Below are 20,278 nucleotides of genomic sequence, written 5' to 3'. Positions count from 1 at the left end.
CATGAGCACTGCCGACCCGGCCCCGCCTGACCAGGCGGAGCCGGCCACTGAGCCCAGCCCGACGACGCCCGACCAGCAGGAGGTTGTCCCCGGCGGCGTCATCACCCGACGGGCGGCGTCAGCGCCGTTCGAGGTGCACCTGGACGTCTTCTCCGGGCCCTTCGAGCTGCTCCTCGGACTGATCGCCAAGCACAAACTGGACGTCACCGAGATCGCACTGGCGAAGGTCACCGACGAGTTCGTCGGCCACATCCGGCACGCGCAGGAGTCCTCGACCGACTGGGATCTCGGGCAGGCCTCGGAGTTCGTGCTGATCGCGGCGACGCTGCTGGACATCAAGGCGGCCCGGCTGCTGCCGGACCTGCGCGCCGATGACGACGACGATCTCGCGCTGATCGAGGCACGCGACCTGCTCTTCGCGCGGCTGCTGCAATACCGCGCGTTCAAGGAGGTCGCCGACGCGTTCGCCGAGCGGATGGCCTCCGCGGGCCGTATGACGGCCCGGCAGGCCGGTCTCGAGGAACGCTTCGCCAAGCTGCTGCCCGAGCTGATCATCAACGTGACGCCGGAGCAGCTCGCCCGGATCGCGGCCAACGCGATGACCCCGCGGCCCGAGCCGACGGTGGGGCTGACCCACCTGCACGCCCCAGCGGTCAGCGTGCGGGAGCAGGCGTCGATCGTGATCGCCGAGCTGCGGGACCGCCGGCAGGCGAGCTTCCGGTCGCTGGTCGCGGACGCGGAGTCGACGCTGGTGATCGTGGCCCGCTTCCTGGCGCTGCTGGAGCTCTACAAGGAGTCGGCGGTGACGATGGACCAGCCCGAAGCGCTCGGCGAGCTGGTCGTCTGCTGGACCGGCGACGACCGCGGCACCGTGCAGGTGAGCGCCGAGTTCGACGAACTCGACAACGACCAGGCGACCGGTCCGGCGGACGCGAGTGCCGCCGACCCCGACGACGACCGTAAGGAGGAAGGCGATGACTGACCAGGAGTCACAGCCGGATCAGCCCGACGAGACACCGGACACGATGCCGGAGGATGACGTGACCGCCGAGCCGGTCGACGAGCCGGACGACGAGCCGGACGAGGACACCTCAGTCGAGGAGGACGCACCCGTCGAGGAGGCGCCGCCGTTCGACGTGCACACGATGCCCGGCGGGGCGCGCAGCGCCATTGAGGCGGTGCTGATGGTCGTCGACCAGCCGGTCACCGCCGCCGAGCTGGCAACCGCGCTGGAGCTGCCGGAGCCGGAGGTCGTCGAGACGCTCGATGACCTCGAGCGCGAATATGCCGATCAGCACAGAGGATTCACGCTGCGGTGCATCAACGACGGCTGGCGTGTCTACAGCCGTCCGGACTACGCACCCGCGGTGGAGAAGTTTCTGCTGGACGGGCAGCAGGCCAGGCTGACGCAGGCGTCCCTGGAGACGCTTGCGGTGATCGCCTACCGCCAACCGATCTCGCGCTCCCGGATCAGTGCCGTGCGCGGGGTCAACGTGGATGGTGTCGTTCGCACACTGTTGACCCGTGGACTGATCGTGGAGGTCGGATCCGAGGGTGAGCAGGGTGCGATGCTCTACGGCACCACCCCGTACTTCCTGCAGCGACTCGGGCTCAGCTCGCTCGACGAACTGCCGGCACTGGCGCCATACCTGCCGGATGCAGATGTGGTGGACGAACTCATTGCGCAGGGGCACGGATGACAGGCAACAGGCGGAACAACCAGTCGGGCAACCGGTCGGGTCGCGGCACGGGTGGCCAGCGCGGTCAGTCGGGCCAGCGTGGTCAGGGCAGAGGGCGTGGCGCAGGGCGGCCCGGTGGACCCGGTCGGCCGGCTCGCACCCGACAGGGTGGGCAGCGCCCACAGCAGCCGGCACCGAAGACTCCGCCGGTCGACGTCCACAACCCGGACGGTGTGCGCCTGCAGAAGCTGCTGGCCGCTGCCGGGGTCGGCAGCCGACGGGTCTGCGAGGACCTGATCCGGCAGGGCCGGGTGTCGGTCGACGGGCAGCAGGTGCAGGAGCTCGGCGTGCGGATCGACCCGCTGTCGCAGACGGTCCACGTCGACGGCGAACGGGTGCAGCTCGACGAGTCGCGGGTCTACCTGGCGTTCAACAAGCCGCTGGGTGTCGTGTCGACGATGAACGACGACATGGGACGCCCATCGGTCGGTGACTACGTCGAGCAGCGCAAGGAGCGGCTCTTCCACGTCGGTCGCCTCGACGTGGACACCGAGGGCCTGCTGCTGCTGACCAACGACGGCGAGCTGGCCAACCGGTTGCAGCACCCGTCCTACGGCGTGCACAAGACGTATGTCGCGATGATCCCCGGCCCGGTGCCGCGCGGGCTGGGCAAGCAGCTGCGCGAGGGCGTCGAGCTGGACGACGGCAAGGTCGCGGTCGACTCCTTCAAGGTCGTCGACTCCACACCGGGCTGGGCGCTGGTCGAGGTGATCCTGCACGAGGGCCGCAAGCACATCGTGCGCCGGATGCTCGAAGCGGTCGGTCACCCGGTCGAGTCGCTGTCGCGCACCGACGTCGGTCCGGTGCACCTGGGCGAGCTGCGTCCCGGCAAGATGCGGCCGCTGACGAAGGCGGAGGTCGCCGGGCTCTACAAGGCAGCGGGGCTATGACGGTTGACCCGCAAGCTGGTCGAGTGCCGGAGGAGCGCAGCGGGGGAGGTGTATCGAGACCGAGCGCCATCACCGTCCGCATCGTCGGCACCGGACTGATCGGTGCGTCGATCGGCCTTGCGTTGTCGCGCAGGGGTTTTCGGGTCTTGCTCAGTGACCCGTCGCCGACTGCTCGGGCACTGACTGCCGACCTCGGTGGGGGAGTCGTCGACGACGACACACCGTGCGACGTGGTGTTCGTCGCGGCGCCACCCGACGTGGCGGCGGCCGTGGTGGCCGAGCAGCTGAAGCGGTGGCCGTCGGCTGTGGTGGCCGACGTCGCGTCGGTGAAGCAACGCATCGTCGACGAGGTGGCAGCGTCGGTCGATGCCGATCACCTGCGTCGGTATGTCGGCACCCACCCGATGGCCGGGCGTGAGCGCTCCGGTGCGGTCGCTGCGCGGGCCGACCTCTTCGAGGGGCGGACCTGGGTGGTGTGCCCGCAGGACGGGACCGACCCCGACTCGGTCGCGCTGGTGCAGGACCTCGCGCACGCGACGGGCGCAGCAGTCGTGACGATGCCGGCGGACGAGCACGACGCCGCAGTCGCCGTGGTCTCGCACCTGCCGCAGCTGGCCGCGTCAGCGGTCGCGTCGCAGCTGCGCGAGCTGCCGGACGAGGCAATCGTGTTGTCCGGCGGCGGGATTCGCGATGTCACCCGCATCGCCGAGAGTGACCCGATGCTGTGGACGCAGATCCTCGCGGGCAACGCGTCGTCGGTGGCGCCGGTGCTGCAGCGTGTCGTCGCGCAACTCAACTCGGTCGCGCGCTCCTTGCAACAGTTGGCGACCGACGAGTCCGCAGCGCCGGGCAGTCGCGGTGAGGTGGCCCGGTTGATTTCGGACGGGCAGGTCGGCCATGCGAGGATCCCCGGCAAGCACGGTGCGGCCCCTGCGACATACGCGACGGTGATCGTGCCGATCCCGGACGAGCCGGGGGCGTTCGCCAGGCTGTTCAACGATGTGGGCGACGCAGGCATCAACCTGGAGGACCTTCGGATGGAGCACGGTGTCGGTGCCCCGGTCGGTCTGGTCGAGCTCTCGGTGCTGCCCGCGGTCGTGGACCGACTGCGAGATGTGTTGGAGGACAAGGGATGGAATGTGCATGCGTAAAGCGCTGGTGATAGCTATTGACGGCCCCTCGGGGACGGGCAAGTCGAGTGTGTCGAAGGCCGTGGCGTCTCGCCTCGGGTTGAGCTACCTCGACACCGGGGCGATGTATCGCGCGCTGGCCTGGTCGTGTGTGGATGCGCAGATCGACCTGGCGGACGCGGACGCGGTGGCCGAGCACTGCCGCACCTTCGATCTGCGGATGGGCATGGACCCGTCGGCTCCGACCGTCGGTGTGGGGGAGCGCACCATCGACGCGGAGATCCGTGAGGACGCGGTGACGTCGGTGGTGTCGAAGGTCGCGACCAACCTCGACGTGCGCGCCAATCTCAAGCAACGCCAACGTGATCTGATCGCCGATGGTGCGGCAAAGACCGGTGGCTGTGTCGCGGAGGGACGTGACATCACGACGGTCGTCGCACCCGACGCACCCGTGCGGATCCTGATGACCGCGAATGAAGAAGCACGCATGAGGCGCCGTTCCCGGCAGCTGAAGGTCACTGCCGAGTCGACCCGGTCGCAGATCGTCGACCGTGACAAGGCCGATTCGACCGTCTCGGAGTTCACCACCGCGGCCGACGGTGTGGTCACCGTCGACACGTCGGACATCGATTTCCGGCAGTCGGTGGCGGCAGTCCTCAAGGTGGTGCAGGAGGTGCTCGATGGAGACCCGGAGCTATCGACCACGGCTGGTTGACGCTTCGCGCAAGTTCGGCGTCGGCCTGGCGCACACGTTGTATGCCGTCAAGACGCTGCACGGCGAGCGGATGCCGCAGGACGGGCCGGTCATCGTGGTGTCCAACCACCTCGGATTCCTCGACGGCCCACTGGTTTTCGTCCTCGCGCCGCGACGGCTGCGGTTCCTGGTCAAGCGCAGCTACTTCTCCTCGGCCTGGGGTGTGTTGCTGCGCGCGACCGGTCAGATCCCGATCGACCAGAACAGCGCGGACCGCGAGGCGCTGACGGCGGCGCGGGAGGTCCTGACCTCCGGCGGCGGGCTGGGGATCTTCCCCGAGGGCACCCGCGGCTCCGGCGCCGTCGAGACCGCGCAGCAGGGTGCGGCCTTCCTCGCCCAGGCGACGGGTGCTCGGATCGTCCCCGTCGCCGTCCTCGGCACGAAGGGCAGCGGCGGTCGCGACTCCTGGCCGAAGCTGCGTGACCCGCTGCGACTCGTGGTCGGGCAGCCGTTCACGCTCGACAAGCGGCGCGGTATGCCCGGGCGTGAACGCCTGCGCCTGGCGACCGAGGAGTTGCGCGGCCGGCTTGCGTCACACGTGGACGATGCGGTGCGTGAGACCGGTCTCACGCTGCCGGCAGCCCCGCCCGAATAACGCTTCACGTCGCTCGTCAGGGATGATGGGGCAATGTCTGAATCCATTCCCGGTGAGAGCCCTGACGCGAGCGCCGACGAGTCGGTCGAGCATGCACTTCGTGTCGGACTGAACGACTTCGAGCTCAGCGACGCCGACCGTGCGCTGCTCGAGTCCGACGGTGCACTCGCGGACGCCGCGCCGGAGGGCGGGGCGCGGCCGGTCGTCGCGATCATCGGCCGTCCCAACGTCGGCAAGTCGACACTCGTCAACCGGGTGCTCGGCCGCCGCGAGGCAGTGGTCGAGGACGTCCCGGGAGTGACCCGCGATCGTGTGGCGTATGACGCCGAGTGGTCCGGTCGCGACTTCACCCTCGTCGACACCGGCGGGTGGGAGGTCGACGCGAGCGGCATACACCTGCGGGTGGCCGAGCAGGCCGAGGTCGCGATCGAGCTGGCCGACGCTGTGCTCTTCGTCGTGGATGCGAAGGTCGGCGCCACGGACACCGACGAGGCGGTCGTGAAGTTGCTGCGTCGGTCCAAGAAGCCGGTGGTGCTCATCGCGAACAAGGTCGACGACCAGAAGACCGAGCTCGACGCCGCAACGCTGTGGTCGCTCGGTCTGGGGCAACCGTGGCCGATCTCCGCGCTGCACGGTCGCGGCACCGGTGACGCGCTGGACGCCCTGCTGGACGTGTTGCCCGAGAAGTCCGCCGTTGCGGCATACGAGCGCGGAGGTCCCCGCCGTGTCGCACTCATCGGCCGGCCCAACGTCGGCAAGTCCTCGCTGCTGAACAAGCTGGCCGGTGAGGACCGTGTCGTCGTCGACAACGTCGCCGGCACCACCCGTGATCCGGTCGACGAACTCATCGAACTCGGCGGCAAGACATGGCGATTCGTCGACACGGCCGGCATCCGGCGTCGCGTGCATCTCACACGTGGTGCTGACTTCTACGCGTCGTTGCGGACCCAGGCTGCCATCGAGAAGGCCGAGGTTGCGGTGGTGCTGATCGACGCCGAGGACAACATCGCCGAGCAGGACGTGCGTGTCGTGCAGCAGGTCGTCGACGCCGGTCGTGCGCTGGTCCTGGCTTTCAACAAGTGGGACCTGCTGGACGAGGAGCGGCGGCGTTACCTGGAGCGTGAGATCGAGCGGGACCTCGGTCAGGTGGCCTGGGCACCGCGGGCGAACATCTCGGCGCTGACCGGCCGGCACGTGGATCGGCTGGTCCCGGGACTGGAAGTCGCGCTCGACTCGTGGGACCAGCGGGTTCCCACCGGGCGGCTCAACTCGTTCCTCGGTGAGGTCGTCGCCGGACACCCGCACCCGGTGCGCGGTGGCAAGCAGCCGCGCATCCTCTTCGCCACCCAGGCGTCGACCCGGCCGCCGCGTTTCGTCGTTTTCGCCTCGGGCTTCATCGAGGCCGGCTATCGCCGTTTCCTGGAGCGCCGGATCCGCGAGGAGTTCGGCTTCGAGGGCAGCCCGATCGAGCTGTCGGTGCGTGTTCGCGAGAAGCGTCGCCGGTAGCGAGCACCGATTGGGTCGCCGGGCACCCCGTGCGATATCGTTTCGGTCGCCCCGCAAGGGGCATCGGGCTGTGGCGCAGTTTGGTAGCGCACTTGACTGGGGGTCAAGGGGTCGCAGGTTCAAATCCTGTCAGCCCGACAATACGAAACCGCCGACTTGTCGGCGGTTTTCGTATTTCGGGAGACACAGGTTTGGCACATCTCCCCGACGCCTACATCGTTGACCCGCTGGGTGGGTCAACGATGTAGGCGCCACGGGAGCCGTTCCGCTGTCGTGCTCGCCATTGCCGGTGCGGAGACGTCAGGTCGTGCCGGAGCACCGACTGCTGACGGCTATGCGCTGACCCTCGCGCTACCAGGCGAGGTCTTCGTGCGTCGGCTCGAAGGGCTCCCAGAGCAGCGTCATACCGGCTTCCTCCGGAGTCCTGTCGGCCTTGCGCTGGTTGCACGGCGCACACGCGGCGACCGCGTTGTCCCAGGTCGTGCTGCCGCCGCGGGACTTCGGCCGCACGTGATCCATCGTCGTGGCGGTCGGTTGCCCGCAGTAGGCGCACTGCCCGTGGTCGCGCTTCAGCACCCCTGCCTGGCTGTATGTCGGAACACCCCGGGAGAACTGCTCCCAGGTGATCTTCACGCTCGCCTCGGTCAGCTTCAGACCACCGCGCTTGGCATAGGCCCAGGTCATTTTCACGTAACGCACCAGCCGCAGCACGGTCGGCATCGGGAAGGGTCCGAAGGTCTCTTCCGGGTGTGATTCCTCGACCGTGGCGACGCCGCGCCACAGCATGTTCATGGCGTGCTTGACCGACACGGTGTGCAGCGGCTCATAGCCCGCGTTGAGCACCAGGACCGACACAGCTGACCTCCTTCCTACCCAGGAATGGTCACGGTCGCCACGCGCGATTGCACCTTATTATCGGTGAACTTCAGCAATATTTCGCGCAGGAGTGGGGAAGTGCGTGCCGTTGCGGCACACCCGGCGGCAGGATCGGGGCGGCTGCGGCGCATGATGGGAAGCAGCAGTGGTGCCGTGTTTTCGCGGCGGAACGGAGGTCATATGTGTCGCCTGCTCGGTTGGTCGTCCGCAGAGCCCGTGACGGTCGCAGAGCTGTTGGGGGAGCCCGCACTGGAGCGCTTGCGCGAGCTCGCTGCGGTGCACGCACACGGCTACGGGATGGCCTGGTATGCCGAGGGCGATGACCAACTGCACTCCCATCGTTCGACACTCGCGGCGGGCGACGACGGTGACTTCGACAGGTTCGTCCACGGTGCGCGCACCCGCCGGGGGCTGCTGCACCTGCGCCTGGCGACACCGGGCCTAGGCCTCGGACTCGTAGACACCCACCCCTTCGTGGCGGACGGTATGGCGTTCGCGCACAACGGCGCGATCTTCCCGCACGACCGGACTGACCTGTTGCTGCCGACAGGTGCCGACGCGCCGGCCGGCAGCACCGACAGCGAGCGCTACTTCGCGCGGCTGCGCAACAACATCGGTCACAAGCAGGGCGGTGCCGCCGTCGCTCGCGCGGCAGGGCGGGTGCTCTCCCGGGTCCGCTGGCACGGCATGTCGACCACCAGTCTCAACGCTCTGCTGCTCACCCCGCGTGAGCTACACCTGATCAGCCTGCACGACCCAGCCGCCGAGCCCACCGAGGTTCAGGTCTGGCCGGCCGACTACCAGACGCATCCGCCCTACCTCGACCTCAGCCTGTTGCAGCGCGACGGGCAGAGCCTTGTCGCCTCCAGCGGCATCCTGCGGGAGGAGCCGGGTGTCACCGAAGTCGATCCGGCATCGGTCGTCAGCCTGGACGACCACGGGGGAGTGGCCAGGGTCAGCCAGATCTCCGGACGCATCACCGCACCGCTGCGTCGCAGCGCCTGAGAAGGCGAACTCATGGGACGGATCACCAGCAGGCACAAGGTCGTTCGCATCGACCTGGATCATGGCGTCACCACCCGGGTGGAAACGAGCGCAGTGGAGGAGCCACTGGAGATCCGGGTCGACGACGAGGTGCTGACCGTGACGATGCGCACCCCGGGCAACGACTTCGAGCTTGCGCACGGTCTGCTGCGGGGTGAAGGCATCATCAGCCGGCGCGAGGACGTCCTCGCTGCGCGCTACTGCGTCGACACGGAGTTGATGAACGCCCTGCAGGTGCAGTTGCGCGACTCCGGAGGTCTGCCCGTCTCGGCGCAGCGCAGCCTCGTCTCGCACGGCGGCTGCGGGCTGTGCGGCAAGACCAGCATCGACGCGATCACGCAGTCCCCGGCGTATGACGCAACAATCGCGGAGGCCACGCTGCGCGTCCCGGCCGAGCGCATCGCCGAACTGCCGGATCTGCTGCGCACCGGCCAGGTCGTCTTCGACAAGACCGGTGGTGTGCACGCCGCGGGCCTGTTCGGTGTGAGCGGTGAGGCGCTCGTCATACGCGAGGACATCGGTCGGCACAACGCGGTCGACAAGATCACCGGGTGGGCGTTGATGCAGGAGCAGCCCACCGGCGAAACCATCGCGATGGTGTCCTCGCGGGCGTCCTTCGAGATCGTGCAGAAGGTCGCGATGGCCGGCATACCCGTGCTCGCCTGCGTGTCCGCCCCGTCGAGTCTCGCGATCGAGGCCGCGGAGCGACTCGGCATCACCCTGGTGGCCTTCACCAGAGGGCGTCGGATGACGGTGTGCAGCCACTCCGAACGCATCCTCGTGCCCTGAGAGCAGGACCCGTCCCGAATCACCCCGGGTGGTGCTCCGCCACGGCAGGCCGGAACGCTTAGCCTTGGTCCCGTGACAGACCCCACCACACCACCGGTGCCGCTGCACCGACAGATCTGGACGGTGCCCAACCTGTTGTCTATCGGACGACTCGTCGGCGTGCCGGTCTTCCTGTGGTTGATGTTCACCGATCACCGGCTGTGGGCGTTCTGGCTGCTGGTCGTCTCGGGAGTGACCGACTACCTGGACGGCAAGATCGCCCGCAAATACAACCTGGTGACTCGGCTCGGTCAGCTGCTCGACCCTGCCGCGGACCGGCTCTACATCCTGTCCACGATCTTCGCGCTGGCTTGGGAGGACATCATCCCCTGGTGGCTGGTGGTGGCCCTGGTGCTGCGCGAGGTGATGGTCTTCGCGCTCGGCCCGACGCTGCGCAAGCACCGGCTGCCGATTCCGCCGGTCCACTTCATCGGCAAGTCCGCCACGTTCTGCCTCATCTACGGCTTCCCGCTGGTCCTGCTCGGCAGCCTCGACAACACCTGGGGCGAGGTCGCCCGTCCGATCGGATGGTCGTTCGTCTGGTGGGGCACGGTCCTCTACTGGATGGCCGGCGTCATGTATGTCGCTCAGGTGCGCGAAATGGTCCGGCGCACCCGGGTCGCGGTCGGCACATGACCAGCGACCCGACACCGGATCGGACCGAGGACCGCGCAGCCGAACCTGCACAGCCGGACCCTGCAAAGTCGGACTCTGAAAAGTCAGGCTCTGCACAACCGGACCCCGCGCAGTCGATGTCCCTGATCAACAACCTGATGCGCGCACCGCTCGACCCGGGCTACGAAGCTGCGGCGCGCAAGCGCCGGGCGCAGGGGCAGCCGGCGTCGGTCGGTCGGCGGTCCCCGTTGCTGATCGTGACGCTGGTCGTGATCGGACTCAGCCTGGCGGTCGCCGCCCACGCGCTGCGCCTGCCACAGGCGGCGTCGGAGAAGCGTCGGACCGAACTGATCAACAGCATCAACGACCGGCAGGCCACGATCGACGAGGACAGTCGCACGATCAACACCACGCAGGAGCGGATCAACTCCTTGCAGGCCGCGGCGTTGAAGCATCAGGACGACAAGAGTCTGGCGAGTCGACTCGAGGCGCTGGAGCTGACGACCGGCACGTCGGCAGCGCACGGGCCCGGTCTGGTGCTGACGCTCGACGACGCGCCCGACGCGGGCACCAACGCACAGGGTGACCCGCGCGCGGACACCTCGGACACCGAGCGGCTCACCTCGACGGATCTGCAGATCATCGTCAACGGGTTGTGGGCTGCGGGCGCCGAGGCAATCGCGATCAACGGCCAGCGGCTCACCACCCAGAGCGCGATCCGCTTCGCCGGACAGGCGATCCTGGTCAACTTCCGGCCGCTGCGACCGCCGTATGCCGTGACGGTGATCGGCGGTCCCGACCTCGCGGAGAATTTCCGGAGCAACTCCGGTGGCGCTTACCTGCGTGAACTGGTGAGCACCTACGGGATCCGTGAGGACCTGTCCACCAAGAAGTCGGTGACCGTCCCGGCGGCCGCGACGGCGGCCCTCAGTCACGCACGCACCTCATCAGCTGCGACGTCCTCGTCGCCCAGCCCAGAAGGAGGGTCATGATCCCGGCCATCGGACTGATCGTCGGCCTCGTCGTCGGCATCGTCCTGCACCCGGACGTGCCGCTGTCCCTGCAGCCCTACCTGCCGATCGCGGTCATCGCCGCGCTCGATGCGGTCTTCGGTGCGGTGCGCGCAGTGCTGGACGGCATCTTCGACGACAAGGTGTTCGTGGTGTCGTTCCTGTCCAACGTCGTGGTCGCCGCGCTGATCGTCTACCTCGGCGATCAACTGGGCGTCGGCTCGCAGCTGTCCACCGGCGTGGTGGTCGTGCTCGGGGTCCGCATCTTCAGCAACGTCGCAGCCATCCGTCGTCACCTGTTCCATGCCTGAGAGCGGGCGAAGCAGCTGTGAGTGCACATGAGTAGAGACGCAGAGAACGAAACCGTCCGCACCGGCTGGCGACGGCTGTGGCGGGCAGCCCGTCCCAGGCCGACGCGCGCCAATGCCTACATCACGGTCCTCGCCGCGCTGCTCGGCTTCGCCATGGTCGCCCAGGTGCACGAGACACGGACGTCCGGACTGGAGAACCTGCGGCAGGCCGACCTCGTCGCGTTGCTCGACGGCGTCAACCAGCAGTCGCTCAAGCTCAGCAAGGAGGCCGACCGCCTGACCCAGACGAAGAACCAACTGGAGAGCTCCGGCGGTGACGCGGCCGCACTGAAGGCTGCGACCGACCGACTGCGCACACTGGGCATCCTCGCCGGGACCCTCGCGGCGACCGGCCCCGGCATACGCATCACGATCAAGGATCCGAAGCACGTCGTGGAGCCCAGTGACGTGCTGAATGCGGTGGAGGAGCTACGGGATGCGGGCGCCGAGGCGATCCAGCTGAACTCCGTGCGCATCGTGGCCGACAGCTATTTCGGGACGGCGAGCGACGGCCGGCTGGTGGCCGACGGGCAGCCGGTCGGACAGCCCTACGTCATCACCGCGATCGGCGACCCGCACACCATGTCCACCGCGATGTCCATTCCCGGCGGCGTCGTCGAGTCGCTGAAACAGTCCGGCGCGAAACCGTCGGTCACATCCGCGCAACGGGTTGACGTGACTGCGTTGCGGGCCGCGAGCACGCCTCGTTACGCTCGACCCAGCAGTTCGTGACCTGGACGACATTCCCGAGCGATCGATCCACCTCGGTTCGTGTCCGCCTCAATTGTCCGTGTCCAGTTCAGTTGTCCAGTTCAATTTCGTGTCCACTACGTCTTCAAGGAGACCCATGAGCGACCTCGAGTACCCCGCCGACCTCCGTTACACCGCCGACCACGAGTGGGTGAAGGAGCAGGGCGATGGTGTGGTGCGCATCGGCATCTCGGCGTTCGCGCAGGACGCATTGGGTGACGTCGTCTACGTCAGCCTCCCGACGGTGGGCGACACGGTCGCGGCGGGCGACGCCTGCGGTGAGGTCGAGTCGACCAAGTCGGTCAGCGACCTCTACTCGCCGCTGGCCGGCGAAGTGACTGCCATCAACGAGCAGCTCGACGCCACACCGGAGCTGGTCAACAACGACCCCTACGGTGACGGCTGGATGTACGAACTCAAACTGTCCGACGCAGCGGCGTTGGACGGGCTGCAGGATGTGGAAGCGTACAAAGCGTCGCTCGGCTGAGCGTACGATCAGAGCCTCCGACAATCCGTTGCCCCCGAACCTGAGGTTGATTCAATGACCAACGACGACAGCGACTTCGCGCAGGGCGACAGCCAGCGTCGCGAAGCCGCGTCCGAGCCACCTCGCGAGAGCGGGGGCGACGCGACTGCTCGCTTCACCGCGGTGCCGGCCGAGGGTGCCGTGACCGACCGGGCGAGCAGCACCGAGGTGCGGCTGTCCAGCTCGGACCAGGCGACGATCGACGCGCTTCGGCCGGGCACCGCCCTCCTGTTGTCCCTGCGCGGGCCCAACTCCGGAGCGCGATTCCTGCTCGACGACGCGGAGGTCGGCGTGGGCCGGCACCCGAGCAGCGACATCTTCCTGGACGACGTGACAGTGTCGCGTCGGCACGCTGTGTTCCGCCGCACCGACGCCGGCTACGCCGTGACCGACGTCGGCTCGCTCAACGGCACCTACGTCAACGGTCAACTCGTGGACTCGCACGACCTGACCACCGGCGATGAGGTCATGGTCGGCAAGTTCCGTCTCGTCTTCTACGGCGCCGCGACGTCGTGAGCGACAGGTCGCCCGGCCTGTCCATCGGCGCGGTGCTGACCCTGTTGCAGGAGGAGTTCCCCGACCTGTCGATGTCGAAGGTGCGCTTCCTCGACGCCCAGGGCCTGGTCTCACCCGAGCGTTCCGCATCGGGTTACCGGCGGTATGCCGAGCGCGACGTCGACAGGTTGCGTTTCGTCCTGCGGTGCCAGCGCGACAAGTACTGGCCGCTGAAGGTCATCGCCGAGGCGCTCGACGCTTACGACCGCGGCCTGCGTCCGGCCGAGCACAGTGACGGCCCCCAACCGCCGGTGGTGGAGCGCGACCCGGCGCTGAGTGCTGTGCAGGACACCGGCGTGCAGCAGGGCGAGTCCGTGCGGCTCACCCGTGCGGAGTTGCAGCGCGCCACCGGGTTGGCGGCTCGTGCGCTGGCAGATCTGGAGTCGTTCGGACTGGTCCACAGTGACTCCGACGGTCTCTACACCGCCTTGGACCTGCAGGTCGCCCATGCCGCCGCGTCCTTGTTGTCCTACGGCATCGAAGCCCGCCATCTGCGACCGTTCCGACTGGCAGCCGAGCGGGAAGTCGCTCTGGTGCAAGGGCTGACCGGCACGTCCCACGAGGTGGATGTCGAGGAACTCGTGCGGCAGTGCCTCGAGCTGCACCTCGCACTGGTGCGTGCCGACCTGTCACGGGGGTAGCGTGGTGCCTGTGAAACAGGTCGAGGTGATGGGTGTGCGGGTCGAGATGCCGACCAACAAGCCGATCCTGCTGTTGCGGGAGGTCGACGGGGAGCGATACGTCCCGATCTGGATCGGAGCTCCGGAGGCAACGGCGATCGCCTACGCCCAGCAGGGTGTCACCCCGCCGCGGCCCCTGACCCACGACCTACTGCTCGATGTGCTGACCGGGCTGGGCCACGAGTTGTCCAGCGTGATGATCACCCGCATGGAGGAAGGCGTCTTCTACGCCGAGCTGGTCATCGACGGCGACAAGCGGATCAGCTCCCGGTCCTCGGACGCCGTGGCGGTCGCGCTGCGTGCCCAGGTCCCAGTTTTCGTCGACGAGGACGTGCTCGCCGAGGTCGGTGTTGATGTGCCGGTCGAGGAAGAGGACGAGGTCGAGCGTTTCCGCGAGTTTCTGGACAACGTGTCGGCGGAGGACTTCGAAGTTGGAGACGAGGGTTCGGAAGAGCCATGAGGCAAAGTTGCAACCTCAACTTGAGGGTTAGCGACAGAATGACGACCGCGACACGCGCGGCGGTCGTTGATTCCGCAGGTGTGTGGCCATACGTTTGCGGAGCATCACGCGCGAGTTCGGGCTTGGTGCTCCAGAGCAGCAAGCCGCGGGGTGCTTGTTGAAAATCGTTGGAGGATGTCGTGGTCAGCAAGGGTGAAGCACGCAACGTGCAGTCGAAGGCGCCCGCGCCCATGCAGGAAGCGCTGTTCACGCACGACCTGCCGGAGGAGATGACCGAGCACGTCGGCTACCGCGGTCCCGCGGTCTGCCGGGCGGCTGGAGTGACCTACCGACAGCTCGACTACTGGGCACGCACGGGTCTGCTCGAGCCCTCGGTGCGCAACCCCACCGGGTCCGGGCACCAGCGCCTCTACAGCTTCCGCGACATCCTGGTCGTCAAGGTCATCAAGCGACTGCTCGACACCGGCGTCTCCCTGCAGCAGATCCGCGTCGCGGTGACGGTGCTGCGCGAGCACGGCGTCGAAGAACTCGCCGGCATTACCCTGATGTCCGACGGCGCGAGCGTCTACGAATGCACCTCCGACGACCAGGTCATCGACCTGCTGCGCGGCGGGCAGGGCGTCTTCGGCATCGCACTCGGCTCCGTCTGGCGTGAGGTCGAGGGTTCGCTCTCGGAGCTGCCGGGCGAGCGCGCCGAGGACGAGGTCCCGGCTGACCACCCGGGCGACGAGCTGCGTGAGCGCCGCGCCCGTCGCAACGCCGCCGGCTGACCGCTGCCGCCCACTGCGCCCCCGGTCGTTCAGTACGACCTCGCCCACCCAGCACCCGCGAGCCGACGGCTTCGCGGGTGATAGTTTGGGGGTGCTTACGACGCCGGGCGGGAGAGTTCCGCCATACCGGGTCGGACGCCGAAGGGGCAACCACCTCAGAACCTCTCAGGCGCCAGGACCGCCCGGTCGAGGCAGCTCTGGAGACACCGAGCGGTGACGACAGTTGGGGACTACACCGTCATAGTCCTGCACGACCCGAGCGAAGGTGCCGCCCCATGAGTGCTGTCGAGCTGCCCGACTTCCCCTCCCGCCACATCGGCCCGACCGACGACGACATGTCATCGATGCTCGGGGCGCTCGGCTACTCGACGATGGCGGACCTGCTCGCCAAGGCGGTGCCCGGCGGGATCCGCGCCGAGGAAGCACTGGACGTCGAGGCCGCACCCTCGGAGCCGGCCGTGCTGGAGGAGTTGCGCGGCAAGGCCGACCGCAACCAGGTGCTCACCTCGATGATCGGCCTCGGCTACTACGGCACGCACACACCCGCCGTCGTCCGCCGCAACATCCTGGAGAATCCGGCCTGGTACACCGCCTACACGCCATACCAGCCGGAGATCTCCCAGGGCCGGCTCGAGGCCCTGCTGAACTTCCAGACCGTCATCTCCGATCTGACCGGTCTGCCCACCGCCGGGTCGTCGCTGCTGGACGAAGCGACCGCGGTCGCCGAGGCGATGACCTTGATGCGCCGAGGGTCGAAGGCCGCCAAGGACGCCGTGCTGGTGCTGGACGCCCAGCTGATGCCGCAGTCGATCGCCGTCGTCCAGACCCGCGCGACCCCGCTCGACATCGAGGTCGTCGTGGCCGACCTCCGGTCGGTGACCGACGCGGCCGGGCTGCGCGCCGCGGCGGGGGACCGGGACGTCTTCGGCGTCGTGGTCCAGTACCCCGGCGCCGACGGAGTCATCCACGACTGGCGTGCGCTCATCGAGGCGGCGCACGAAGGCAAGGCACTGGTCGCGGTCGCCGCCGACCTGCTCGCCCTCACGCTGCTGACCGCGCCGGCCGAGCTGGGAGCCGATGTCGCCGTCGGCACCAGCCAGCGCTTCGGGGTGCCGATGGGCTTCGGCGGACCGCACGCCGGCTACATGAGCGTCCGCAAGGGCCTGGAGCGCACGATGCCCGGCCGGTTGGTCGGGGTGAGTCTGGATGCGGCAGGCGCACCGGCATACCGCTTGGCGCTGCAGACCCGCGAGCAGCACATCCGCCGCGAGAAGGCCACCTCCAACATCTGCACCGCGCAGGTGCTGCTGGCCGTGATGGCGTCGATGTATGCCGTCTACCACGGTCCGGAGGGACTGCGCCGGATCGCGCTGGAGGTCCACGGCAAGGCAGTCGGGCTTGCCGAGGCGTTGCGCGGCGGCGGTGTCGAGCTGGTCAGCGACACCTACTTCGACACCCTCACGGCCGTGCTGCCCGGCCGGGCGGACGCCGTAGTCGAGGCTGCCCGAGCGCGTGACATCAACGTATGGCGCGTCGACAGCGACCACGTCTCGGTCAGCGTCGACGAAACGACCACGGACGAGCAATTGGCCGCAGTCGCAGCGGCATTCGGCGTCAACGCGCCGGTGCCGTCAGCCGATGCACCGACATGGGACGACTCGCTGGTCCGGACCGACGAGGTGCTGACGCACCCGGTCTTCCACGAGCACCACAGCGAGACCGAGATGCTGCGCTACCTGCGCACGCTGGCCGACCGCGACTACGCGCTCGACCGCGGCATGATCCCGCTGGGCTCGTGCACCATGAAGCTCAACGCGACCACCGAGATGGAGTCCATCACCTGGCCGGAGTTCGCAAACCTGCACCCGTTCGCACCCGCCGCGCAGACCGAGGGCATCCGGGAGCTGATCACCGACCTCGAGCAGTGGCTGTGCGAGATCACCGGTTACGACTCGGTGTCGTTGCAGCCCAACGCGGGCTCACAGGGCGAGCTGGCCGGGTTGCTGGCGATCCGCGGCTACCACGAGTCGCGTGGTGAGGGTGCACGCAACGTCTGCCTCATCCCGGCGTCCGCGCACGGCACGAACGCCGCCTCTGCGGTGATGGCCGGCATGAAGGTCGTCGTGGTCAAGACCGCCCCGACCGGCGAGATCGACATGGACGACCTGAAGGACAAGCTCAAGGAGCACGGCGAGAGCTTGGCCGCGATCATGGTCACCTACCCCTCGACCCACGGCGTCTTCGAGGACACCATCTCCGAGCTGTGCTCGCTGGTGCACGAGTCCGGTGGTCAGGTCTATGTCGACGGCGCCAACCTCAACGCGCTCATCGGACTCGCCCGGCCGGGGAAGTTCGGCGGCGACGTGTCGCACCTCAACCTGCACAAGACCTTCTGCATCCCGCACGGCGGTGGCGGCCCGGGCGTCGGGCCGATCGGCGTGCGCGAGCACCTGGCGCCATACCTGCCGTCGCACCCGTTCGCGCAGGAGCTGACGGGGGAGACCGGGCCGGTGTCGGCGGCGCCATACGGCTCGGCATCGATCCTGCCGATCTCCTGGGCCTACGTGCGGCTGATGGGCGGCGCCGGTCTGGCCAAGGCCACTCAGGCGGCGATCCTGTCGGCCAATTACGTTGCCAAGCGGCTGAATTCGCACTTCCCGGTGCTGTATGCCGGTGAGGGCGGCCTGGTCGCGCACGAGTGCATCCTGGACCTGCGTGGGCTGACCAAGGAGTCGGGCGTGACCGTCGACGACGTAGCCAAGCGGCTCATCGACTACGGCTTCCACGCGCCGACGATGTCGTTCCCGGTCGCCGGCACGCTGATGGTCGAGCCGACCGAGAGCGAGTCGCTGGGGGAGCTGGACCGCTTCTGTGACGCGATGATCGCCATTCGCGAGGAGATCCAGCACGTGATCGACGGCAAGGTCGACGCCGCCGACTCCGTGCTGCGGCACGCGCCGCACACCGCGGAGTCGCTGACGGCCGACAAGTGGGAGCACCCCTACTCACGGCGGGAGGCCGTCTACCCGGCCGGGCTCGACCCGTTGCACAAGTACTGGGCGCCGGTCCGTCGTGTCGACGGCGCCTACGGCGACCGCAACCTGGTCTGCTCGTGCCCGCCGCCGGAGGCCTTCGAAGCCTGATCGGCGCCGCGGCACCCACTGCACCGAGAGGCCCAGCAAGTGACCGAGAGGGGCACGAAATCCACCCGATTTCGTGCTCCTCTCGGTCGTTGTGTGGTCCCCTCGGTCGGGCGGTCGTGAGGGTGCCAGAATCGTCGGGTGCTGAGCGCGTTGCGACGAGAACTCGAGGCGAGTGACGACGACGTGTTCTCCGGCTTCTGGCTGGACCTCTTCGACGAACGTCTCCAGCCGGTCCTCGCGACCTTGCTGCTGGTGCCCAGCTTCCTGACACTGCGTCCCATCGGCGATCACGTCGTGCTGACCTATGCACTGATCGCGGTGTGCGGGGCACTGGCCTTCCTGCGGTTGCTTCCCGAGCGGTTGCTGACGGTGTGGCCACGGTTCGCGGTCAGCGTCGCCTTCGGGGTGACGGCCGGGTTGGCGTTCGGCGCTGCCGGGTGGTGCGTGTCGCTGGCGTTCATCGCGTGCAGCCATTTCGGCTCGCGCTGGCCGACCCGGGTGGCGCTCTCACTGACCGCCATGACCGTCGCAATCGCCTTGGTGGTCAACGAAACTGCCCGTGTCGGGTGGGCTTGGTATGGCGTGCTCGCAATCGGGCTCACCGTGCTGCCCGGACTGGCATCACGCAGCCGGAAGCGGACCCTCCGGTTGAACGAGCAGCTGGTCGAGCAGACGATGCTGACCGCGGCGTCGGATGCGCGGGCGAGTGCCCTGGCCGAACGCACGCGCATCGCGCGCGACATACATGATGTGCTCGCGCATTCGCTGTCCGGCGTGAGCCTGCAACTAGATCTGGCCGACGCTCAGTTGGAGGCCGGTCGCGAGCAGGAGGGCCGGGCCACGGTCCGCACGGCGCGTGGTCTGGTGGTCGACGGGCTGGACGAGGCGCGGCGTGCGGTCCGAGCGCTGCGGGACGGGGCGCTGGACCTGCCGGCGACGCTGCAGCGGATGGTCCAGCCGGGGGAGCAGCTCGAGTTGTCCGGTGATCTGGACGAGATCGGCGCGGCGACCTCTCAGGAAGTGGTGCGGATCGTCCAGGAGGCCCTGACGAACGCACGGCGGCACGCGGCGGGCGCAGCGGTGCGGATCGACCTACGCCGTGACGGTGACGTGGTCGCGCTCGAAGTGGTCAACGGTCCGGGTGCGGAGGTCGCGGCGGGTGCGGGCAGCGGGATGGGCCTGGTCGGCATCCGCGAGCGGGTCGATCTGCTCGGCGGCACCTGCGCGATCGGGCCGGTGCACGAGGGTGAGTTCTCCGGCGGCTGGCAGGTTGCCGCACGACTGCCGGTCCAACACGAGAGCGCGGGAGTGTGAATGTCTGCTGAGCAGAAGCGGATTCGGGTGGTCGTCGCGGACGACCAGACGGTGGTGCGGGAGTCCGTCGCGGCGATGCTGGATCTGTCCGAGGACATCTCTGTCGTCGGCACGGCCGCCAACGGCGAGGAAGCCGTCGCGACGGCGGTGGCCGAACGTGCAGAGGTCGTGCTGATGGATCTGAACATGCCGGTCATGGACGGTGCCGACGCCACGAGTGTGCTCAGCGAACGGGCGCCCGACATCAGTGTGCTGATCCTGACGACGTATGGCGACGACGCCTCGATCATGCGTGCGCTGGACGCGGGAGCGCGTGGCTATCTCACCAAAGACGCTGGGCGGGCCGACATCGCTGCCGCCATACGAACCGTAGCGGGTGGTCAGGCGGTGCTCGATCCGAAGGTGCAGCAGCAACTGGTGCGGGCAGCCATGCAGCAGTCGCAAGCGCCCGCAACGGGATCGGTCCCGGCAGCACCGCCGGCCGGACTCACACCGCGCGAGCAGGAGGTGCTGACGCTCATTGCGTCCGGGCTGAGCAATCGCGACATCGCCGGCCACCTCTTCGTGAGCGAAGGGACCGTCAAGACCCACATCAACAACCTCTTCGCCAAGGCCGGTGTGCGCGACCGGGCCGCGGCGGTGACCTTCGCGTTCCAGCACGGTCTCGGCCCGGACGATCCCTCCTGAGATCATCCGGGCCGAGGCGGCGACTTTGTCGTGACTGTCGCGAGTTATTCGTGGTG

At 68.4% G+C, this 20,278-nt stretch carries 22 protein-coding genes, 1 tRNA gene and 1 riboswitch; of the genes, 22 read left to right on the top strand and 1 reads right to left on the bottom strand.

Going from position 1 to position 20,278, the window contains the following annotated elements; all coding sequences use genetic code 11:
- Window position 1: 1 nt before the first annotated feature.
- The 8 genes from ACSZL9_RS01965 to ACSZL9_RS01930 all read left to right on the top strand — a co-directional run bounded on the left by ACSZL9_RS01965 (window position 2) and on the right by ACSZL9_RS01930 (window position 6,752).
- Window positions 2-982, top strand: a complete 981-nt coding sequence (locus ACSZL9_RS01965) for a segregation and condensation protein A (protein ID WP_446663780.1) — start codon at window positions 2-4, stop codon at window positions 980-982.
- A complete protein-coding gene (scpB, locus tag ACSZL9_RS01960; protein ID WP_446663779.1) occupies window positions 975-1,700 on the top strand; it encodes an SMC-Scp complex subunit ScpB in 726 nt (241 codons plus the stop codon). Before ACSZL9_RS01965 ends, scpB begins: the two co-directional genes overlap by 8 nt.
- Entirely contained in the window at window positions 1,697-2,629 is a 933-nt protein-coding gene (locus tag ACSZL9_RS01955; RefSeq protein WP_446663778.1) for a pseudouridine synthase, read from the top strand. The genes scpB and ACSZL9_RS01955 overlap by 4 nt, the downstream gene beginning before the upstream one ends.
- Window positions 2,626-3,780 carry a prephenate dehydrogenase gene (locus ACSZL9_RS01950; protein ID WP_446663777.1) on the top strand — a complete coding sequence of 385 codons (1,155 nt, stop codon included), beginning with the start codon at window positions 2,626-2,628 and terminating at the stop codon, window positions 3,778-3,780. Before ACSZL9_RS01955 ends, ACSZL9_RS01950 begins: the two co-directional genes overlap by 4 nt.
- Window positions 3,773-4,474, top strand: coding sequence for a (d)CMP kinase (gene cmk, locus ACSZL9_RS01945; protein WP_446663776.1), 702 nt, complete (start codon window positions 3,773-3,775; stop codon window positions 4,472-4,474). Before ACSZL9_RS01950 ends, cmk begins: the two co-directional genes overlap by 8 nt.
- Entirely contained in the window at window positions 4,440-5,108 is a 669-nt protein-coding gene (locus tag ACSZL9_RS01940) for a lysophospholipid acyltransferase family protein (protein WP_446663775.1), read from the top strand. The genes cmk and ACSZL9_RS01940 overlap by 35 nt, the downstream gene beginning before the upstream one ends.
- 33 nt (window positions 5,109-5,141) lie before the next feature.
- The gene (gene der / locus ACSZL9_RS01935) at window positions 5,142-6,614 is read left to right on the top strand and encodes a ribosome biogenesis GTPase Der (protein WP_446663774.1); all 1,473 of its coding nucleotides are present in this window, start codon (window positions 5,142-5,144) and stop codon (window positions 6,612-6,614) included.
- A gap of 64 nt (window positions 6,615-6,678) precedes the next feature.
- Window positions 6,679-6,752: transfer RNA gene (locus ACSZL9_RS01930), tRNA-Pro, on the top strand.
- Window positions 6,753-6,965: 213 nt separating this feature from the next.
- On the opposite strand, the gene ACSZL9_RS01925 is transcribed toward ACSZL9_RS01930, so the two are convergent.
- A complete protein-coding gene (locus ACSZL9_RS01925; RefSeq protein WP_446663773.1) occupies window positions 6,966-7,469 on the bottom strand; it encodes an HNH endonuclease in 504 nt (167 codons plus the stop codon).
- Between the two features lie 24 nt (window positions 7,470-7,493).
- On the opposite strand from ACSZL9_RS01925, the gene ACSZL9_RS01920 reads away from it, so the two are divergent.
- The 14 genes from ACSZL9_RS01920 to ACSZL9_RS01855 all read left to right on the top strand — a co-directional run bounded on the left by ACSZL9_RS01920 (window position 7,494) and on the right by ACSZL9_RS01855 (window position 20,222).
- Window positions 7,494-8,495 carry a class II glutamine amidotransferase gene (locus ACSZL9_RS01920; protein WP_446663772.1) on the top strand — a complete coding sequence of 334 codons (1,002 nt, stop codon included), beginning with the start codon at window positions 7,494-7,496 and terminating at the stop codon, window positions 8,493-8,495.
- A gap of 12 nt (window positions 8,496-8,507) precedes the next feature.
- Window positions 8,508-9,323 carry a formate dehydrogenase accessory sulfurtransferase FdhD gene (gene fdhD, locus ACSZL9_RS01915; protein WP_446663771.1) on the top strand — a complete coding sequence of 272 codons (816 nt, stop codon included), beginning with the start codon at window positions 8,508-8,510 and terminating at the stop codon, window positions 9,321-9,323.
- 72 nt (window positions 9,324-9,395) lie between these two features.
- A complete protein-coding gene (locus ACSZL9_RS01910) occupies window positions 9,396-9,998 on the top strand; it encodes a CDP-alcohol phosphatidyltransferase family protein (protein WP_446663770.1) in 603 nt (200 codons plus the stop codon).
- Window positions 9,995-10,969, top strand: a complete 975-nt coding sequence (locus tag ACSZL9_RS01905; RefSeq protein WP_446663769.1) for a DUF881 domain-containing protein — start codon at window positions 9,995-9,997, stop codon at window positions 10,967-10,969. Before ACSZL9_RS01910 ends, ACSZL9_RS01905 begins: the two co-directional genes overlap by 4 nt.
- Entirely contained in the window at window positions 10,966-11,298 is a 333-nt protein-coding gene (locus tag ACSZL9_RS01900) for a small basic family protein (protein WP_446663768.1), read from the top strand. Before ACSZL9_RS01905 ends, ACSZL9_RS01900 begins: the two co-directional genes overlap by 4 nt.
- Window positions 11,299-11,325: 27 nt before the next feature.
- Window positions 11,326-12,069 (top strand): DUF881 domain-containing protein, encoded by a 744-nt coding sequence (locus ACSZL9_RS01895; RefSeq protein ID WP_446663767.1) that lies wholly within the window; start codon window positions 11,326-11,328, stop codon window positions 12,067-12,069.
- A gap of 115 nt (window positions 12,070-12,184) precedes the next feature.
- Window positions 12,185-12,574, top strand: coding sequence for a glycine cleavage system protein GcvH (gene gcvH / locus ACSZL9_RS01890; RefSeq protein ID WP_446663766.1), 390 nt, complete (start codon window positions 12,185-12,187; stop codon window positions 12,572-12,574).
- A gap of 54 nt (window positions 12,575-12,628) precedes the next feature.
- On the top strand, window positions 12,629-13,129 hold the full coding sequence (locus tag ACSZL9_RS01885; RefSeq protein WP_446663765.1) for an FHA domain-containing protein: 501 nt from the start codon (window positions 12,629-12,631) through the stop codon (window positions 13,127-13,129).
- Complete coding sequence (gene ftsR, locus ACSZL9_RS01880) at window positions 13,126-13,809, top strand: transcriptional regulator FtsR (protein ID WP_446663764.1); 684 nt, start codon at window positions 13,126-13,128, stop codon at window positions 13,807-13,809. Before ACSZL9_RS01885 ends, ftsR begins: the two co-directional genes overlap by 4 nt.
- 10 nt (window positions 13,810-13,819) lie before the next feature.
- The gene (locus tag ACSZL9_RS01875) at window positions 13,820-14,308 is read left to right on the top strand and encodes a bifunctional nuclease family protein (RefSeq protein WP_446663763.1); all 489 of its coding nucleotides are present in this window, start codon (window positions 13,820-13,822) and stop codon (window positions 14,306-14,308) included.
- Window positions 14,309-14,538: 230 nt separating this feature from the next.
- Window positions 14,539-15,078, top strand: coding sequence for a MerR family transcriptional regulator (locus tag ACSZL9_RS01870; protein WP_446665095.1), 540 nt, complete (start codon window positions 14,539-14,541; stop codon window positions 15,076-15,078).
- Between the two features lie 98 nt (window positions 15,079-15,176).
- Window positions 15,177-15,269, top strand: a riboswitch (glycine riboswitch).
- An 84-nt stretch (window positions 15,270-15,353) separates the two neighbouring features.
- Complete coding sequence (gene gcvP / locus ACSZL9_RS01865; protein WP_446663762.1) at window positions 15,354-18,221, top strand: aminomethyl-transferring glycine dehydrogenase; 2,868 nt, start codon at window positions 15,354-15,356, stop codon at window positions 18,219-18,221.
- Between the two features lie 138 nt (window positions 18,222-18,359).
- Window positions 18,360-19,535, top strand: a complete 1,176-nt coding sequence (locus ACSZL9_RS01860) for a sensor histidine kinase (protein WP_446663761.1) — start codon at window positions 18,360-18,362, stop codon at window positions 19,533-19,535.
- Window positions 19,536-20,222: a response regulator gene (locus ACSZL9_RS01855; protein ID WP_446663760.1), complete on the top strand. Its 687-nt coding sequence runs from the start codon at window positions 19,536-19,538 to the stop codon at window positions 20,220-20,222.
- The last annotated feature ends 56 nt before the right edge of the window (window positions 20,223-20,278 follow it).

The sequence above is a fragment of the Flexivirga sp. B27 genome (assembly GCF_052905685.1).
Note: the sequence above shows the minus strand (reverse complement) of the source record. Positions and strands in the feature narration are given on the sequence as shown.

Bases quoted from the DNA above. Each gene is read 5' to 3' on its own strand.
- ACSZL9_RS01965 (WP_446663780.1), top strand. From the start codon at position 2: ATGAGCACTGCCGACCCGGCCCCGCCTGACCAGGCGGAGCCGGCCACT.
- scpB (WP_446663779.1), top strand. From the start codon at position 975: ATGACTGACCAGGAGTCACAGCCGGATCAGCCCGACGAGACACCGGAC.
- ACSZL9_RS01955 (WP_446663778.1), top strand. From the start codon at position 1,697: ATGACAGGCAACAGGCGGAACAACCAGTCGGGCAACCGGTCGGGTCGC.
- ACSZL9_RS01950 (WP_446663777.1), top strand. From the start codon at position 2,626: ATGACGGTTGACCCGCAAGCTGGTCGAGTGCCGGAGGAGCGCAGCGGG.
- cmk (WP_446663776.1), top strand. From the start codon at position 3,773: ATGCGTAAAGCGCTGGTGATAGCTATTGACGGCCCCTCGGGGACGGGC.
- ACSZL9_RS01940 (WP_446663775.1), top strand. From the start codon at position 4,440: ATGGAGACCCGGAGCTATCGACCACGGCTGGTTGACGCTTCGCGCAAG.
- der (WP_446663774.1), top strand. From the start codon at position 5,142: ATGTCTGAATCCATTCCCGGTGAGAGCCCTGACGCGAGCGCCGACGAG.
- ACSZL9_RS01920 (WP_446663772.1), top strand. From the start codon at position 7,494: ATGGTCACGGTCGCCACGCGCGATTGCACCTTATTATCGGTGAACTTC.
- fdhD (WP_446663771.1), top strand. From the start codon at position 8,508: ATGGGACGGATCACCAGCAGGCACAAGGTCGTTCGCATCGACCTGGAT.
- ACSZL9_RS01905 (WP_446663769.1), top strand. From the start codon at position 9,995: ATGACCAGCGACCCGACACCGGATCGGACCGAGGACCGCGCAGCCGAA.
- ACSZL9_RS01900 (WP_446663768.1), top strand. From the start codon at position 10,966: ATGATCCCGGCCATCGGACTGATCGTCGGCCTCGTCGTCGGCATCGTC.
- ACSZL9_RS01895 (WP_446663767.1), top strand. From the start codon at position 11,326: ATGAGTAGAGACGCAGAGAACGAAACCGTCCGCACCGGCTGGCGACGG.
- gcvH (WP_446663766.1), top strand. From the start codon at position 12,185: ATGAGCGACCTCGAGTACCCCGCCGACCTCCGTTACACCGCCGACCAC.
- ACSZL9_RS01885 (WP_446663765.1), top strand. From the start codon at position 12,629: ATGACCAACGACGACAGCGACTTCGCGCAGGGCGACAGCCAGCGTCGC.
- ACSZL9_RS01870 (WP_446665095.1), top strand. From the start codon at position 14,539: ATGCAGGAAGCGCTGTTCACGCACGACCTGCCGGAGGAGATGACCGAG.
- gcvP (WP_446663762.1), top strand. From the start codon at position 15,354: ATGAGTGCTGTCGAGCTGCCCGACTTCCCCTCCCGCCACATCGGCCCG.
- ACSZL9_RS01855 (WP_446663760.1), top strand. From the start codon at position 19,536: ATGTCTGCTGAGCAGAAGCGGATTCGGGTGGTCGTCGCGGACGACCAG.